We start from the raw sequence: 15,029 nt of genomic DNA, 5'->3' as shown, positions 1-15,029 counted from the left end.
CCTTTTTTTATGCTTAAATCTTAAAGAGTCAAGTAACTCATGACGCAATCAGAAAATATCTATTTAATTGGTCTCATGGGTGCCGGAAAAACCACTATAGGCCGGCAGTTGGCGAAGGCGCTCAAATTGCCTTTTTATGACAGCGATAAAGCGATTGAAGAAAGCACGGGCGTAGACATCTCTACTATTTTTGAATTTGAAGGCGAGGAAGGATTCAGGGATCGCGAACAGAAGATGATTCAACAGCTAACGCAAAAGGAAGGCATTGTGCTGGCTACCGGCGGCGGTGCAATTTTGCGGGAACAGAACCGCAAGCTATTGAAGGAAAATGGTTTTGTTGTTTACTTGCAATGCTCGGTGGAAAGAATTCTGGAAAGGACACGCAGAGATTCCCAACGGCCGTTATTACAGACTGATAACCCTAGAGGACGGCTAGAAAACTTGTTTGCACAGCGTGAGCCTCTCTACTTGTCATGTGCCGACTATAAAATTGACACCAGTGTGATGCAAAGCAAAACAGTTGTTAACCATATACTGGAAAAATACAGATCTGTTAATCGTTTACGTAAATGAAAAAATTACTTGTACAGTTAGACGACCGTAGTTATCCGATATATATAGGCTCCGGTTTATTGAACCGTCCGGAACTCTTAACTCAGCATATAAAATCCAGGCAGGTTCTGGTTGTTACTAATGAAACCATAGCACCATTATATCTGGATGCGATTTTAAAGAATTTGCAGAGCTATATTGTTGAAACGGTGGTTTTGCCGGATGGCGAGCAGTATAAAACTTTAGATTTTGTCGCCAGGATCTTTGATAAGTTACTGGCCGGCAAATTTAGCCGAAACGCGACCTTGATTGCTCTGGGAGGCGGCGTCATAGGGGATATGGGCGGCTTTGCCGCAGCCTGTTACCAAAGAGGCATTCCTTTCCTTCAAATACCGACAACCTTGCTGGCGCAGGTTGATTCTTCAGTGGGCGGAAAAACCGGTGTCAATCATGCGCTGGGAAAAAACATGATCGGTGCTTTTTATCAGCCGCAGTGCGTTATTGCCGATGCCGATGTATTGGATACACTGGATGACCGTCAACTGTCAGCGGGTTTGGCGGAAGTGATAAAATATGGCTTGATCAGGGATGCGGAATTTTTTGTGTGGCTGGAAAATAACATGGATGCGCTGCTGGCAAGAGATAAGCAGGCGCTTGCCTTTGCTATTGAACGGTCCTGTATCAACAAAGCTGAAGTTGTCGCTGAAGATGAAACAGAATCAGGCGTCAGGGCCACATTAAATTTGGGTCATACTTTTGGCCATGCAATTGAAACAGGCGTAGGCTATGGTCAATATTTGCATGGCGAAGCCGTAGCCATCGGCACCTGCCAGGCGGCCGACCTTTCCAGAAGAAAAGGCTGGCTGAATGACGAGGATGTGGCAAGAATAATGGCGCTTTTCAAAAGAGCCAAATTACCTGTCAATCCACCGGAAGAAATTGACTCGCAAAGATTCCTTGAATTAATGGCGGTTGACAAGAAAAATGTAGACGGTCAAATAAGGTTGATTCTGCTGAAGAAAATTGGTGAAGCAACCTTGCCGACAGACGTAAATCAAGAACTATTAGAAGTAACGCTTAAAACCTATGGTAGATAATGATACCTTTACGTATCATCTGAAAAAGTCGGCGGACAGACCAGTCGATACGACCGCTCGCTCTTTGATAACGCAGGAACGAACTCAGAAGCTTGAGTTACTGACTCATCTGCTTGCCAACTTAACACAGCCTCTTATCATCTGCGGGCCGGAAGGCATTGGTAAAACAACTTTGCTGAGAGTCTTGCAAGAGCGCAAGGTGGACTCCTGGTTGTATTGTCCAATACAGGGCAATGCTGATTTAAGTTTTGAAAAAATTCAGGAGCACATGGCAAAGGCCATCACGCAGGATAAGTCTGACAAGCATGGTCTGGCTTTGGCGGCCGCCTTTGACCAGCATGAAAGCCAGAAGAGAAAGGTAATCCTGACCATTGATAATGCAGGTCAGCTAGTACCAGGTCTGGTAACGACAATTATTCAATATGCTGCCTTAAACCCTGCGTTAAGGGTGGTTTTTGTTTTGACGCATGATGAACTGCACATAAAAAGCAGATCGGACCGGGCTATTGATAATTGCTATTTTATAGAAATACCGCCTTTATCGGAAAAACAATGCGGCGAGTTTTTGCAGCATTTATCAACACAGCCCCGGGCGCAAATTTCATTTAATGCCATCAATGAGAACATGGTGGAGGCCATCTATAAGGAAACGCACGGCATTCCAGGGAAAATTATCGCTGAATTGCCCGCTTTGGCAAGCAATCCCAAACCTGGCAGTAATGCCAAATGGATACTGCCGGCTGCCGTAGTCGCATTGATTGCCGTAGCCCTCAGTGTGCAGTGGATGAGTTCGCTACCGCGTAAAGAAGATAACGCCTCTACCAGTTCTTCTGCTGGCCAGAAGATCGCTATTGAAATAGCGCCGCCATCAGCTGTAACTTCGACTGAAAGCGCCAAAAACGGACAGTCTGTGCAACCAGTGCAAACACAGCCGCAACAGCAGAAACCGATCAATGAAAAGATTATGACGCAGCCTGAAACGGAAGACGCGCTAGACGATCCAGACGCATTAGATACGCCAGAGGTGGCAGAAGATGTCTCTGAGGAAATGGATGCGGTTCCGTCCGACCATGACATGAAAAACAGAGGCGTTGCCAATGAGATTCAGCCAATAAACGACAAGCCTGAAAAGCCGGAAACAGATAAAATTACTAACAGTGCCGAACAGATTGAATCTAAAAAACCGGAAATCAGTGATAAGAAAAAAAATGTAGAGGATGCTATTGTTGCCCCTAAAGAGAAACAGGCAGCAAAGCCTGTCACTCAAGAAAGCGAAAAGCAACCGCCAGTCACCCAGATGGCTAACGGTTACACGCTGCAGCTCATGGTTTTATCCAAACAACAATCGGTAGCGGATGTGCTGAAAAAATACCCGTCGTTGGGGATTAAACAAAGCCGGAAAATAACCAATGGCAGGGAACTCTATGTCCTAATGTACGGTTCTTTTTCCAGTGCGGCGCAGGCGATTCAGGCCCGGAATTCACTGCCGCCAGAGTTTCGCAAAGCCATACCTGTAAAAGTGAGTGCAATTAAATAAAGACCTGTGAACCTCGGCGGACAAGAATTGAATAGTTGAGTGGCAGATCTTTCGAATTTCTATGCTTCAGTGTGTTTAGGATAAACAGCATTCCTTGAGTGTTAGTATCTTGTGACTGAAGATAAATCTAAACCGGAAAAATCGATATAAAGCAATGACAGAATTAAAAAACGACACCTTGATCAGAGCTCTTTTAAAGCAACCTGTTGATCGAACGCCGGTCTGGATGATGCGTCAAGCGGGACGATATCTGCCTGAATATAGAAAAGTCAGGGAGCAGGCCGGCAGTTTTTTAAATCTGTGCACCAATCCTGAGCTGGCGTGTGAAGTCACTCTGCAACCGTTGAGGCGGTTCGATTTCGATGCGGCCATTCTGTTCTCCGATATATTGACTGTTCCTGATGCAATGGGGCTGGGGCTTTATTTCACGGAAGGCGAAGGCCCTAAATTTAAAAATCCGGTAAGAACGACTGCAGATATCAACAAATTGCCGATTCCAGACCCGGAGATGGAACTGCGCTATGTGGTGGATGCTGTTCGACTGATAAGAAAATCGCTGCAGGGCAGCGTGCCGCTCATCGGATTTTCGGGCAGCCCTTGGACACTAGCCACTTATATGGTTGAAGGCGGCAGCAGCAAAAGCTTTCAAAAGGTCAAAGGCCTGATGTATGAGCAGCCCAAGTTAATGCACGTCATGCTCGATAAATTGGCTCAATCGGTAGCAGTCTATTTAAATGCCCAGATCGAAGCGGGCGCCCAGGCTGTCATGCTGTTTGACACATGGGGAGGAATGCTGACTTCCGAGGACTATGCCGAATTCTCCTTATACTATGCCAAGCAGGTCAGATCATTGCTGAACACCACTATAGACGGGCAGTCGATTCCGACAATCTTATTTACCAAAGGCGGAGGCCTCTGGTTGGAAACCATGGCTGAGGCCGGTTATGATGCGCTGGGTCTGGATTGGCAGACAGATATACAGCAGGCTCGCGCCCGAGTTGGTGACCGGGTTGCTCTGCAAGGCAATATGGACCCAGTTTCACTTTATGCGACTCCTGAAATTATTACTGAAAAAGTAAAAGCTGTTTTGCAAAAGTATGGTTCGGGCTCAGGACATGTGTTCAATCTGGGGCACGGAATTCTGCCCGATATTAACCCGGATCATGTTAAAGCAATGGTGGATGCCGTACGCAAGTACAGTCCAGCCTATCATCAATCATAATTTTTAAACGGCAGCGTTTTTACCGGATTGGCCGATCTGCTTGACTGAAAAACGACAATTTCTTCAAGCTACCGGCAACAAGATGGATACAAAAAAAATTCGTTTGGTCTTAAAGGTTAAGATTTTCTTCATTGCATGAGATTCTTAATGAGATACTTAAAACAGAGGACTTAAAAAAGGATTTTTGAATTTATCCGCTATCCAGGGCTCTGTTAGTGTAATAAAGATGCAGATCGCTTAGGGAAGGCTTGTTTTTTGAAGAACCGAAAAAATTATTTGGCAGGCCAACAAAAAACTATGTTCAAGCTTATCGGTAATGAAGTTAGAAAATTAAGAGGTTATTCTATGAAGTTGTTAAATATGTTGCTGGCAGTAGGGTTACTTAGTGTAAATGCCGGTGTGCAGGCTGAGAATGCCGAATCGGCCAAGCCTGTTGACATTGTGGTTTACAGAAGCCCTACATGCGGCTGTTGTGGAAAATGGCTGGAACATCTGAAACAAAATAACTTTAATGTCAAAGATATCGTTACCAATGAAGTTCAGGCCATAAAAGACAAGTATGGCGTGCCAAATGAAATGGCTTCCTGTCATACGGCTCTGGTGAATGGCTATGTTATTGAAGGGCATGTGCCAGCCAATGATATCAATGCACTTTTGAAAACGAAACCGAAGGTGGTCGGCATAGCGGTTCCAGGCATGCCGGCCGGTACGCCCGGCATGGAAATGGGCGGCAGAAAAGACCCTTACCAAGTGGTAAGCTTCGATAGCGAAAAACATTACCAAGTATTCAACAGTTACGAGAACAAGTGATGATCCTCGCCGGCGATATAGGTGGCACCAAAACAATCCTGGCATTATATGAAGTTGAAGGCGGCAACTGGCGCTGTATCAAAAAAGAACAGTTCCCCAGTTCCGCCTATCAGAGCTTCAACAAAATACTGGATTTATTTTTAAGCGATGCTGAGCCTATTCAAGTATCGGCAGCTTGTATCGGCGTGGCCGGCCCCATAGTGGACGGTAACTGCACAACAACCAATCTTCCGTGGGTATTAATTAAAACCGAAATCGGCACCCAATTGCGTACCCAGAATGTCAAATTGTTAAATGACTTGGAGTCCACCGCATGGGGTGTGCTGGAAATGCCCGAACATAATTTCGTCGGGCTTAATCCACATGCAGAGCCGCGAGAAGGCCATCTAGCCATTGTTGCGGCAGGCACGGGCTTGGGTGAATCAATAATTACATGGGATGGTGCAAAGCATTATGTAATGGCAACAGAAGGCGGCCATACGGATTTTGCACCTGGCACGGAGCAGGAAATAGCGTTACTCCATTACTTAAGGGAAAAATATCCCGAGCACGTCAGTTATGAAAGATTGTTGTCCGGCGAAGGACTGATAAATATTTATCAATTTCTTAAAAAAAATGATTGGGCATCGGCTCAACCCAATATTGAGCAACAAATGACCGAGCGCGATCCGGCTGCAGTTATCGGTGAAGCCGGAGTTACTGGAAGCGATGCGTTATGCGTGGAAGCATTAAACATTTTTTGCAGGATATACGGTGCAGAGGCGGGTAATCTTGCGCTTAAGTGCCTGCCCTATGCCGGCGTTTATCTGGCCGGCGGAATAGCATCGAAAATTTTACCTTTTCTACAAAAGGGAGCATTTATGCAGGGTTTTCTGGCTAAAGGGCGATATTGTCCAGTGCTGGAAAAAATACCTGTTAAAGTTTGCACCAACCCTGAAGCGGCTCTTTTAGGCGCGGCAAGCTATGCCATAAAACAGCTGAACGAAAATAATTGATAAACAATGAAAATCGGCATTCCTAAAGAAATTAAAGAAAAAGAAAGCAGGGTTGCTATTACGCCTGAAGCTGCTAAGCATCTGATTCAAAAAGGGCACTGTGTTCTGGTTGAGGTCGATGCCGGCTTGGGGGCCGGTTTCAGCAATGCGCAATATGAGCAGGCAGGCGTGCAACTGGTTTCTACCGCTACTGCCTGGGCTGCTGATATGGTTGTAAAAGTCAAAGAGCCTCTGGAGCCAGAATATCAGTATCTGGATAGACAAATTGTCTTTACCTTTTTTCACCTGGCCGGCGTGTCGCCTGCATTGACTTTGGAGCTATTAAAAAAAGGCACAACCGCAATTGCCTATGAAACGCTGGAAGATGAACAAGGGCGATTGCCAATCCTTGCGCCGATGAGCGCTGTGGCCGGTAACATGGCGACATTGATGGGCAGTTATTATCTTGCCAAATTCAATCAGGGAAAGGGAATACAGTTAGGCAAGGTATTGGGTAGACGGCATGGCAAGGTTGTCATCGTTGGCGATGGTGTGGTTGGCCAACATGCCGCGCAAGTTGCCTGTGCGATGGGGGCTGATGTATTTGTTGCGGGCATAGAATTAGCGATGATGCAGAAACTGAAAGAAACCGTGTTGCCGGAAGTGAATTTTTTTCTGTCCAATAAAGAAAATATCGAGAAGCACATTATAGACGCCGATTTAGTGGTAGGGGCTGTGCTTTGCCGTGGAGCCAAAGCGCCTAAAATAATCAGCGAAAATATGATCAAATCAATGGCCGAAGGGACGGTTGTTGTCGATGTCAGCATTGACCAGGGTGGATGCATAGAGACATCAAGGCCTACAACGCATTCGGATCCGGTCTTTATAAAACATGGCGTGATACATTACTGCGTGACCAATATGCCTGGCGCTTATCCAAGAACATCAACTATCGCGTTAGTTGATGCTACGCTACCGTATATTGCAAAGATAGCAGATGCTGAATTGTCATCTTTAAAGTTTGACAGAGAACTCGCCAAGGCAATTAATGTGTTTGATGGTAAAATCACGTGCAAAGCAGTGGCAGAAGGGCTGGGAATGATGGACCAGTATCAGCCATTAGATTAGCTTTTAAGTTTCTTTATAATTTTCTTCCTAAAGCCGATGTAGCTCAGTCGGTAGAGCAACTGATTCGTAATCAGTAGGTCAGGGGTTCGAATCCCCTCATTGGCTCCATAAAATCAATAACTTAGATATAAACTGAACGCCTTGTTTATTGCTGGTGCTACGCTGGTGCTACGGTCTTGTGAGCTTGCGACCTGTTTATCTGCTCAAAACCTGCCCCACTGGTTGCCGATAACCCAACTTTGGGCGCTCCTAACTCACCCGGTTATTCCCATCACATCAACCAAGCCTATACCATGGTGATGTGTTCGGAATGGTAAACAATCATTTCCTTAGCTGGTTTTTGTGCCAAATCCATATAAACCACGCTAGATAAGGGCTACAGGCTGGCATGGTTCTTGATATGGGTATCGTTTCTTATTAGTTGCACATGACCGCGCTTGTTTGCTATTCACGAATACCGAAAACGGATTCACTGAACAATCACATATAGGCGAAATAAGGCGGTTTCAGGGGCATTTCTTCTTGGCGGTAGGGGATAGCTGTAAGGGCTTGCGTTTGAAAATGGCCCGGCTCACAATAGCTAAAGCTGAGCTTGCATTTCATTGTCGCGGGCCCGCTTTAATTGCGAATGTAAAATTTTCCTGATTTCGTCTCGTTAGGATCTAGGCCTTCAAATAAGACGTCTCAAAAATCTAAATTACACCTTATCGATACACAAAATTTATCTCAATGCTTCATCTCATACGAATACTTTGATATACAAAAGCAATTCCTTACCTTCATGTTATGGAAGAAGAAATGACTCAAGAAGAAATTATAAGCGCTATTAATGTAGCTGCTCTATTTGTGGTAGCTTATTTAATAGTCCATTTCAAAAGTTATTTTAAAAGTTATCTCAAGAAAAAAGCCGAGAACTTAGCAACAAAAGAAGATTATGAGTCAATTCTCGCGCAACTTAAGAAAACAACAGCAGAAACAGAAGGAATTAAAGTCGAATTAGCGAAAGGAAATTGGCTGCATCAACAAAGTTGGAATTTAAAGGAAAAATATTACTCCAGCCTTCTTGAGGCTCTTTATAATCTCGAGATGTCTTTGTCTGTCAGACTGGACTGTTATATGTATCCCGGTTCTGAGCAGCGTGATGAAGAAATAGGAAAAAGCGAATATTACATAAATCAGTCAAAAATTGGTTATGAGGCACTTAAGAAAATTCAACAACTGCATGGCCCAGCTGAAATAGTTATTTCAGAACGGGCGGTTGAAGCTTTAAAAGCGTTGTATATTTCAAATTGGGAAGCAGACAATTTTAGTTCATGCAATAAAGAATATCTGGATAAAGTATATGAGTCTGTTGAAGAGGCACGTAAGATAATTCTTGAAGAGGCACGTTCAGAACTGATAAGTACCTTTGTATAATTATTCAGTCGACAACATCAGCTATATATCTGTTTTTATTGACTACTTTTCGCAAGCAGCCCTAAAAAATACCAGGTTTATTTTGCACATGTACTTATGAAGCTCTCTCGAATCTCTCCTTTCGCTACATGTAAGTACTCTGAATCTGCGAAATATAATAACTTGATAATCGACTAATGAATCTCTACAGTAGTTCTTTGATTAGCTGACTAACTGTAACGCCTCGCGTTTGAAAATAGCCAGGCTCAGATTATCTGCTAGAAAAAGCTAAAAAAGGCACTGTATGGGTAAGATCATCTTATATTTATCTTCAATTCTCGTATTGATTATTACATCTCCAGCACAAGCAATGACATGCGGGCATTTCAATACATTAGGGGGCACAGCAAATACTGTGGATCAAGCTCTTAATTCGCCAGCTACTGAAGCGCAAGCAGCAGAATTTAAAGAAATAATTGCTTCCCATGTGGGCGACTTAGCTTTTAATAGTTTTTCTGCAAAAGCTAAAGCGCTTCAGTTTGTCAGAAAAAATAATCAGCTCACGATGCTTTTAAGAGAATCATTAGCAATGACTCGAGCATTCTGCATCGATCGAATAAACGACCCTGTGAAAAACGTAGCCATAGAGCAATTTGACTATTTATTAGATGCTATAGTCAAGAAACAATCAGAAGATTGGGGCTCTTTTGAGCATCTTAGTGCTATTGCTAGCAATTTAAACAAAACCCTTCCAATGATGGTTGACAAAATAACAGAGTGTTTTGTTGTCACACCACTTGATCATGAACTCGACTTTTCATATAGGGTAACAACATTAGAAGCTGCGCAAATTAATATAGACGCTAATGATTTAAAAAATGAACGTACTAATTACGCGTGTTCTCATCCAGACATAAGACCTTTAATTGATAGAGGTATAAGTATGCGTTATTCTTATTTTGATAAAAATAGGAAATTTGTTATTAGTGCACTTATAAGAAAGTCAGATTGTAACCCGTAAAACAGTTTTGGGTAACGTTAGTAAATAGACTAACATAAATATTGAATGGCAGATTTTGACATATTGTTGCCAGCTGATCTGATAATAATTCGATAGATAAACAAGGAATTAAATGAGATTATGGGAAAAAGAAGAATATATATGACCTTCATTTTTTCTTGCCTTTTTTCATCAGTAACGTACGCAGGCTGGTTAGGCGGTCCTTCAGATTATGATGAATGTATTTTAGAAAGCATGAAAGGCGTCACAAGCGATGTTGCAGCCAAAATGATACGGCAGTCATGTCAAAAGAAGTTTCCAAAAAAAACACCAGAAGATAATAGTGTCGAACTACCAAGCTCCGTAATTGAAAAAATTAAAGGTAATGCGAGAATGACAGATTACGGGTACTACGAGGGTGACATATTCAATGGAGACAATGAGTGGCATATTGCCTCGCTGACAGTCCGTATTGTTGACAACAAGACCAAACAATACAGAGATTACAAAACTAGGGCAGGTCTAGTTCTAGAGGTGGATTCACCAATTCCGCCTTTAACAAGTGGTGTATTTTCTTTTAAGCCTTTTGAAATGCCTGCGGACAGATCCTGGTATATCTTGGACGGGCGTGGTTATAAGAAATAGCTGCTTAAATTTTTACCTAGTTGGCAGACGTATTGTGCATTGCTCACATTATTAAGCTTGGCTTTGTTCTGTTGGGGTATACCAATATGAGATGAAGCATTGATTCAAATTTAGTGTATCAATAGGGTTAAATTTAAGTTTTTGAAACATCCTGATGAAGTCCTGCTCACTATAGCCCTGTTGCTTCATCGCCAGAAACTCTGCCCGGCTTGGTATGTGGTCTTGTGTGTTCATGGTATATCTTATAATTCGATTTAGTTGATTTTTTCATCTAAATATAAGTATTTTATTCAGATAAGCCATTGATTATTATTGCTTATTTTAAGCATACGTATTGCTTATATCTAAATTTTTCTATTATAGAATTGGCTTTCATCTGTATATCAGAATTACTGATTGGTAGTTGTTTTATTATCATACTTAGTGATAATGATTGTTATTTCCTTGTTAAAACAAGCGAACATAAAAAGGCCAGCATTAAGCCAGCCTTTTCTATATCGGGAATCAATGGCGGTCCTGTTATTTCTCTGTTATATCAGGGAATTTGTCTCTATCTTTTCCCATTTGCACTTTCCCTCACTTTGCAAAATCAGAACACTTGCTCATTCTGGATAACTTCCGCTCCAGCTTCTTCTGATCGTACTCTCGTTTACGCCTGTCCTGCTCCACTTCGCGATACTGGGCTTTAAGCTCGGCAAGTGATTTATAAGTCTGCTTAATCATCGTTCAATTCCTCATTGATTCTGTGTTCAATGGCATATTGGCGCGCCTGAGAAAATACTCCAGCGCCTCACTATCCGCTCGGCATCTGTTCAGAGTGTCCTCGATGATTTCCGGGTCGGTTTCGCCAATGGATGCAAGCCAATCAAGAATCTTCTGTTCTTCCTGTAGCTCGCTGATAATCTCGGCTCTGTGGGTTTTCAGGAATTTCCGCTGTTGCTGGTTTAGCTGGTCTGCCGGGCTTACTTCAATAAAGCCATCAACCAGCGTTAGAGTGAACCCGGCATGACTGATCTGATTTAGTACACGCATCAGAAACGCTCCTTGTTATCGTGTTTTTTTACAGATAAGTTTTTCCCGACACATAGAGCACCTTCAGCACTGGCGCGGGTTTGATAGAGCACTGATAGAGCACTTTTATCATTTGATAGAGCACTGTCATTAATATCAGCCTTAGTTACTGGCGTTTTATCGGTATGCCAATCACGCCGGATTGCAAGCCCCTTGATAAAGCGGCCTTGTTTGTTTCGGCCTTTTTCAACGGGAATTTTTATTTGCTCGCATACATCGGCTAGATTATCCGTGAATCTATTTTGTGCTATTGGATGGGCATTGCTTTCATAGCACCATCGCTCATAATTGGAATAGAGCTTTTCGTTTATCAGTTCTTGCCGTATATCGGCATCAGTTTCTTTTGTCGTGCTAACTCCTATATAAGTAATCGCCTGGCTATCAATGACCACATTATCATCCAACCAAGCGGCTATTTTGTTCGTGCTTATCAAGTGCTCCCGCTGCGCCTTGGTCATGCCGCCATTAATGCCGCCAATAGCCGCCCTCATTTCGTCATCGGTCATTTCCAAAACCCAGTTAAGCAAACCTGCCAGTTCTGATTTCATGGCCGTTTCAATTCCGCCAACACTGGCCCACTTTGCCTTATCTTCATCAGTAATTTTCCTCCTGAATGGAACCGGCATCCTCCGCCTGATCAGGCCGCTTGTGTAATCTGATGACTGTATAGGCTCATTGGCAGCGATAACGACAACACCTGCATAAATAAAAGACTCCCCTTGCTGCTGGTTCTTTTTTTCGTGCCGTACCGGATCGCCCCCGGTTATTGCTTTCAGTGTGGGAACCTCACCGCCATAACGGGCCGAGTCGTTAATTACAACCAGCTTCTTGCCGTATATGTTCGCCACTTCAAACCTATTGTTTTCAAGATTTTTTAAATCGGTTGTTGCTTGGTTCTGCTTTCCGATAAACGATTCAAACAGCCTTATTAATGTTGATTTACCAGTACCGCCCGGGCCGATCAATTCAAGGAATTTTTGAACATCACCCCCCACTAACGCCATTCTGAAAAATGCACGAATAATGCTGATTGCTTCGGCATCATTGCCGGTTGCATCTGATAGCCATTCCTTGATGACTTTTATTTTTGCGCTGGAATCATAGTCATAAGGCAGTTGCCAGTTGAGCCTGTGCCTGTGGGTATAGGGCACCAGTTCCTTTGTTTGAATATTCAAAATGCCATTCTTGAGCGGAAGCAGGTTTTTATCGGCCTGCCACCCGTCTAAAAGCAAGTGAATTGTCAAAAAAGCTTCCATGCTGTTAAGTTTGCTCATTGAGAAGCCATGCGGCAGCGCACCATAAAGCGAACGGCTAATAATCTTTACGGCTCGCTTTTTGCTGACGGGCCTCCATACCCCTGACTGCTGCAAATGCCAATCGCCGCTCACATCATCAAAACATAAGACATTCTTTAAAACAGTCGCCAATCGAGCTGCTAAAATCGAATCTTTTTCGCTGCCGGTGTCGCTGTTTGATTCGTCATCAACATCATCTGATAGAGCATTTTTTGAGAGTGATGCTCTATCAATGTCGGTTGGAGGCCGCGCCAGTGCTGAAGGTGCTCTATGTGCTCTATCATTGCTAACTTCATATATTTGCTGTTCATCATCGAGCAATGGATTTATTAGCCGGTTGGCTCCGCCGGATTTTTCAAAGTCCAAGTCATTCATTGCCGCCCCCAAAAACATCATTCCAGTCAGAGTCCGGTTCTTCTGGTATCGTGTATAAGCCACCGCAAGCAATCGCGGCGGCTCTCGCGGCTTTCTGCCCTACGCCTGATGAATCGTTATCGCCATAAACAATTATTTCAACGTCCGGGTATAGCTTGCGTAAAACGATAGCGACCGGCTCCAAGTTGCCACTATCAAACGCCACAAAGGTAGGGCAGCCGGTATGCTCATAAACGGAAGCGCCAGTGGCATAGCCCTCAACGACGCAAATCCTTTCTGTCGGGTCGATAACATTGCCCATCTGGAAAAAGCAGCCCTTTTTCTTGCCGCCTGAAAGGAAACGCTTACCGCCTGCCGCATCGATAAACTGCAAGTTCACGATCTGGCGCGACTTATCGAACAACGGAATGATTAAATTCCCGCGACCTGCCCGGATGCCATGTGGGTTTACTTTCTTTCTTCTGAGATATGAATGATTGGATTCAGCCGGTTTTGATTGGCTCCAAATAGCATTGGCTTTGCTGGCTGCTGCCCGGTGTCTGGCGCGCTCTTCCTCTCGTTTGCGCTGGCCGTATATCCGCGCCCGTTCCGCTATTGCTTGGCGCTCTAAGTCAGAAAGCCGATGATTGGAATTGAGCCTCCAATTCTCCTTGATACCTTGTTTCCAATCCTTGAACCATCCGGCAGGGGGCGTATCAAGATGCAAAGCGTATGAGCCGTTTAGCTTGTCGTCTATTTTGAAGCGATGAAGCGCGCCGTCAGCAATTATATGTTCTGGAGGCACGATGCCAGCATCAAGCATGGCGCTTTTGAATTGGCTGATAATGTCGAGAGCGTTCATAGCGCCCCCAATATCATGACCAGCCAATAAGCGATTACCAGCCCATAAAATAGATTAAGCGCACTAAACCTTACCGTGATACAATCACCATGCAAGTGTTTGTTTCTTTTGGCTTTCCCGAGGATACCCCCTCGGGTTGGCTGTCTAATCGCTTTCATTATTCGCCTCCTTGCGTCCGTGAAAGCAAAAAGGCTTCTAAGTCAGACTTCCTATATCTGACCAAACGACCAACCTTTATATAAGGAATGTGATACCGCTTTGTTGAGCGCCAAACTTCTAAAGTTTTATAAGTGACGCCCAGATACTCGGCGGCTTCCTGAGAAGTGATAAGCTCAGTTAATGCTAATGCGACTTGGTGAACAGTTGGGCGGGGTTGAGTGTTTGTAGCCATGTTGTGAACCCTCCAATGGGTATTGATTTAACATGGCATCATGGTATGAAATTGGACTTTGGACAGTGGCCGGTTTCTGTCCAAAATTGTTACGTGGGGTTTTCAATGCGATAAAACTTCTTATAGCTGACCTTTTCACCCAGCACTGATTCTGATTTTTCCGCTGCTCGTGTGTATACCGCATGGGGTTTAAGGTGCGGGTTACTTTTGCGAATATCCGCCATTAATTTCAGGCATTTACGGCGCATAATCTCTTTTTCTATCGGGTCTCCATGCGTCTTATTATGCCCGCGACTTGCCGCCAGTCTTACTTTAGCCCCGCGCCTTGAATCATCATCCATGTTTAAGGCTATATTCGTTAATGCGGCATGTTCAGCACGTTGATGGACATAAGACTTTAATTTTTTACCGGCTGCTTCAAACTTGCCATTTGCCGCCAATCTAACGGATAAAAACAGCGTGTCGAGTTCACTGCTTACGTTGTCATCAGGTAGCTTTTGTGTGGCCTCTACAATGATTCTCGCCGCTTCTTGTGGGATATTCTGCGGGTCAATGCCGCAAACCTCGGCCCTGTTCATTATCCATAAGCCAAGAATTAATTTGCCTAAATCTTCATCAGGTAAATCAAAATGATCACCCCGTAAGGGTAGTATTTTTGTAATCATGTTCGCACTCCATCAAAGTGCTGTCATCACG

17 protein-coding genes and 1 tRNA gene are annotated in these 15,029 nt (G+C 43.9%); 11 read left to right on the top strand and 7 right to left on the bottom strand.

Annotation, left to right across the window (positions count from 1 at the left end; translation table 11 throughout):
* Window positions 1-39: 39 nt before the first annotated feature.
* The 11 genes from aroK (at window position 40) to ACTNE6_RS17495 (ending at window position 10,360) form a co-directional block, all read left to right on the top strand.
* Window positions 40-573, top strand: a complete 534-nt coding sequence (gene aroK, locus ACTNE6_RS17545; protein ID WP_331819974.1) for a shikimate kinase AroK — start codon at window positions 40-42, stop codon at window positions 571-573.
* Window positions 570-1,649, top strand: coding sequence for a 3-dehydroquinate synthase (gene aroB, locus ACTNE6_RS17540; protein WP_194968242.1), 1,080 nt, complete (start codon window positions 570-572; stop codon window positions 1,647-1,649). The genes aroK and aroB overlap by 4 nt, the downstream gene beginning before the upstream one ends.
* Window positions 1,639-3,186 carry an ATP-binding protein gene (locus tag ACTNE6_RS17535; protein ID WP_442497669.1) on the top strand — a complete coding sequence of 516 codons (1,548 nt, stop codon included), beginning with the start codon at window positions 1,639-1,641 and terminating at the stop codon, window positions 3,184-3,186. The genes aroB and ACTNE6_RS17535 overlap by 11 nt, the downstream gene beginning before the upstream one ends.
* Window positions 3,187-3,340: 154 nt before the next feature.
* Complete coding sequence (gene hemE, locus ACTNE6_RS17530) at window positions 3,341-4,408, top strand: uroporphyrinogen decarboxylase (RefSeq protein WP_442497668.1); 1,068 nt, start codon at window positions 3,341-3,343, stop codon at window positions 4,406-4,408.
* 255 nt (window positions 4,409-4,663) lie between these two features.
* Window positions 4,664-5,218 carry a DUF411 domain-containing protein gene (locus ACTNE6_RS17525; protein WP_442497667.1) on the top strand — a complete coding sequence of 185 codons (555 nt, stop codon included), beginning with the start codon at window positions 4,664-4,666 and terminating at the stop codon, window positions 5,216-5,218.
* On the top strand, window positions 5,218-6,213 hold the full coding sequence (gene glk / locus ACTNE6_RS17520) for a glucokinase (protein WP_442497666.1): 996 nt from the start codon (window positions 5,218-5,220) through the stop codon (window positions 6,211-6,213). Before ACTNE6_RS17525 ends, glk begins: the two co-directional genes overlap by 1 nt.
* Window positions 6,214-6,219: 6 nt before the next feature.
* Window positions 6,220-7,320 carry an alanine dehydrogenase gene (gene ald, locus ACTNE6_RS17515; protein ID WP_442497665.1) on the top strand — a complete coding sequence of 367 codons (1,101 nt, stop codon included), beginning with the start codon at window positions 6,220-6,222 and terminating at the stop codon, window positions 7,318-7,320.
* 32 nt (window positions 7,321-7,352) lie between these two features.
* A tRNA-Thr gene (locus ACTNE6_RS17510) sits at window positions 7,353-7,428 on the top strand.
* 690 nt (window positions 7,429-8,118) lie between these two features.
* Window positions 8,119-8,736: a hypothetical protein gene (locus ACTNE6_RS17505; RefSeq protein WP_442497664.1), complete on the top strand. Its 618-nt coding sequence runs from the start codon at window positions 8,119-8,121 to the stop codon at window positions 8,734-8,736.
* Window positions 8,737-9,019: 283 nt separating this feature from the next.
* Window positions 9,020-9,736 (top strand): hypothetical protein, encoded by a 717-nt coding sequence (locus tag ACTNE6_RS17500; RefSeq protein WP_442497663.1) that lies wholly within the window; start codon window positions 9,020-9,022, stop codon window positions 9,734-9,736.
* Between the two features lie 141 nt (window positions 9,737-9,877).
* Window positions 9,878-10,360, top strand: a complete 483-nt coding sequence (locus ACTNE6_RS17495) for a hypothetical protein (RefSeq protein ID WP_442497662.1) — start codon at window positions 9,878-9,880, stop codon at window positions 10,358-10,360.
* Between the two features lie 51 nt (window positions 10,361-10,411).
* Here the strand turns inward: ACTNE6_RS17495 and ACTNE6_RS17490 are convergent, their stop codons facing one another.
* The 7 genes from ACTNE6_RS17490 to ACTNE6_RS17460 all read right to left on the bottom strand — a co-directional run bounded on the left by ACTNE6_RS17490 (window position 10,412) and on the right by ACTNE6_RS17460 (window position 14,998).
* Complete coding sequence (locus ACTNE6_RS17490) at window positions 10,412-10,594, bottom strand: hypothetical protein (RefSeq protein ID WP_442497661.1); 183 nt, start codon at window positions 10,592-10,594, stop codon at window positions 10,412-10,414.
* Window positions 10,595-10,936: 342 nt separating this feature from the next.
* Window positions 10,937-11,083: a hypothetical protein gene (locus tag ACTNE6_RS17485; RefSeq protein WP_442497660.1), complete on the bottom strand. Its 147-nt coding sequence runs from the start codon at window positions 11,081-11,083 to the stop codon at window positions 10,937-10,939.
* Between the two features lie 3 nt (window positions 11,084-11,086).
* On the bottom strand, window positions 11,087-11,392 hold the full coding sequence (locus ACTNE6_RS17480; protein ID WP_442497659.1) for a hypothetical protein: 306 nt from the start codon (window positions 11,390-11,392) through the stop codon (window positions 11,087-11,089).
* A complete protein-coding gene (locus ACTNE6_RS17475; protein ID WP_442497658.1) occupies window positions 11,392-13,101 on the bottom strand; it encodes a DNA primase family protein in 1,710 nt (569 codons plus the stop codon). Before ACTNE6_RS17475 ends, ACTNE6_RS17480 begins: the two co-directional genes overlap by 1 nt.
* Window positions 13,094-13,942 (bottom strand): toprim domain-containing protein, encoded by an 849-nt coding sequence (locus ACTNE6_RS17470; RefSeq protein WP_442497657.1) that lies wholly within the window; start codon window positions 13,940-13,942, stop codon window positions 13,094-13,096. The genes ACTNE6_RS17475 and ACTNE6_RS17470 overlap by 8 nt, the downstream gene beginning before the upstream one ends.
* A gap of 157 nt (window positions 13,943-14,099) precedes the next feature.
* Window positions 14,100-14,333, bottom strand: coding sequence for a helix-turn-helix domain-containing protein (locus tag ACTNE6_RS17465; protein ID WP_442497656.1), 234 nt, complete (start codon window positions 14,331-14,333; stop codon window positions 14,100-14,102).
* Window positions 14,334-14,422: 89 nt separating this feature from the next.
* A complete protein-coding gene (locus ACTNE6_RS17460; RefSeq protein WP_442497655.1) occupies window positions 14,423-14,998 on the bottom strand; it encodes a hypothetical protein in 576 nt (191 codons plus the stop codon).
* Window positions 14,999-15,029 lie beyond the last annotated feature (31 nt).

Origin of the sequence: Methylobacter sp. sgz302048 (genome assembly GCF_052162025.1) — a bacterium.
Taxonomy (GTDB): Bacteria; Pseudomonadota; Gammaproteobacteria; order Methylococcales; family Methylomonadaceae; genus Methylobacter.
Note: the sequence above shows the minus strand (reverse complement) of the source record. Positions and strands in the feature narration are given on the sequence as shown.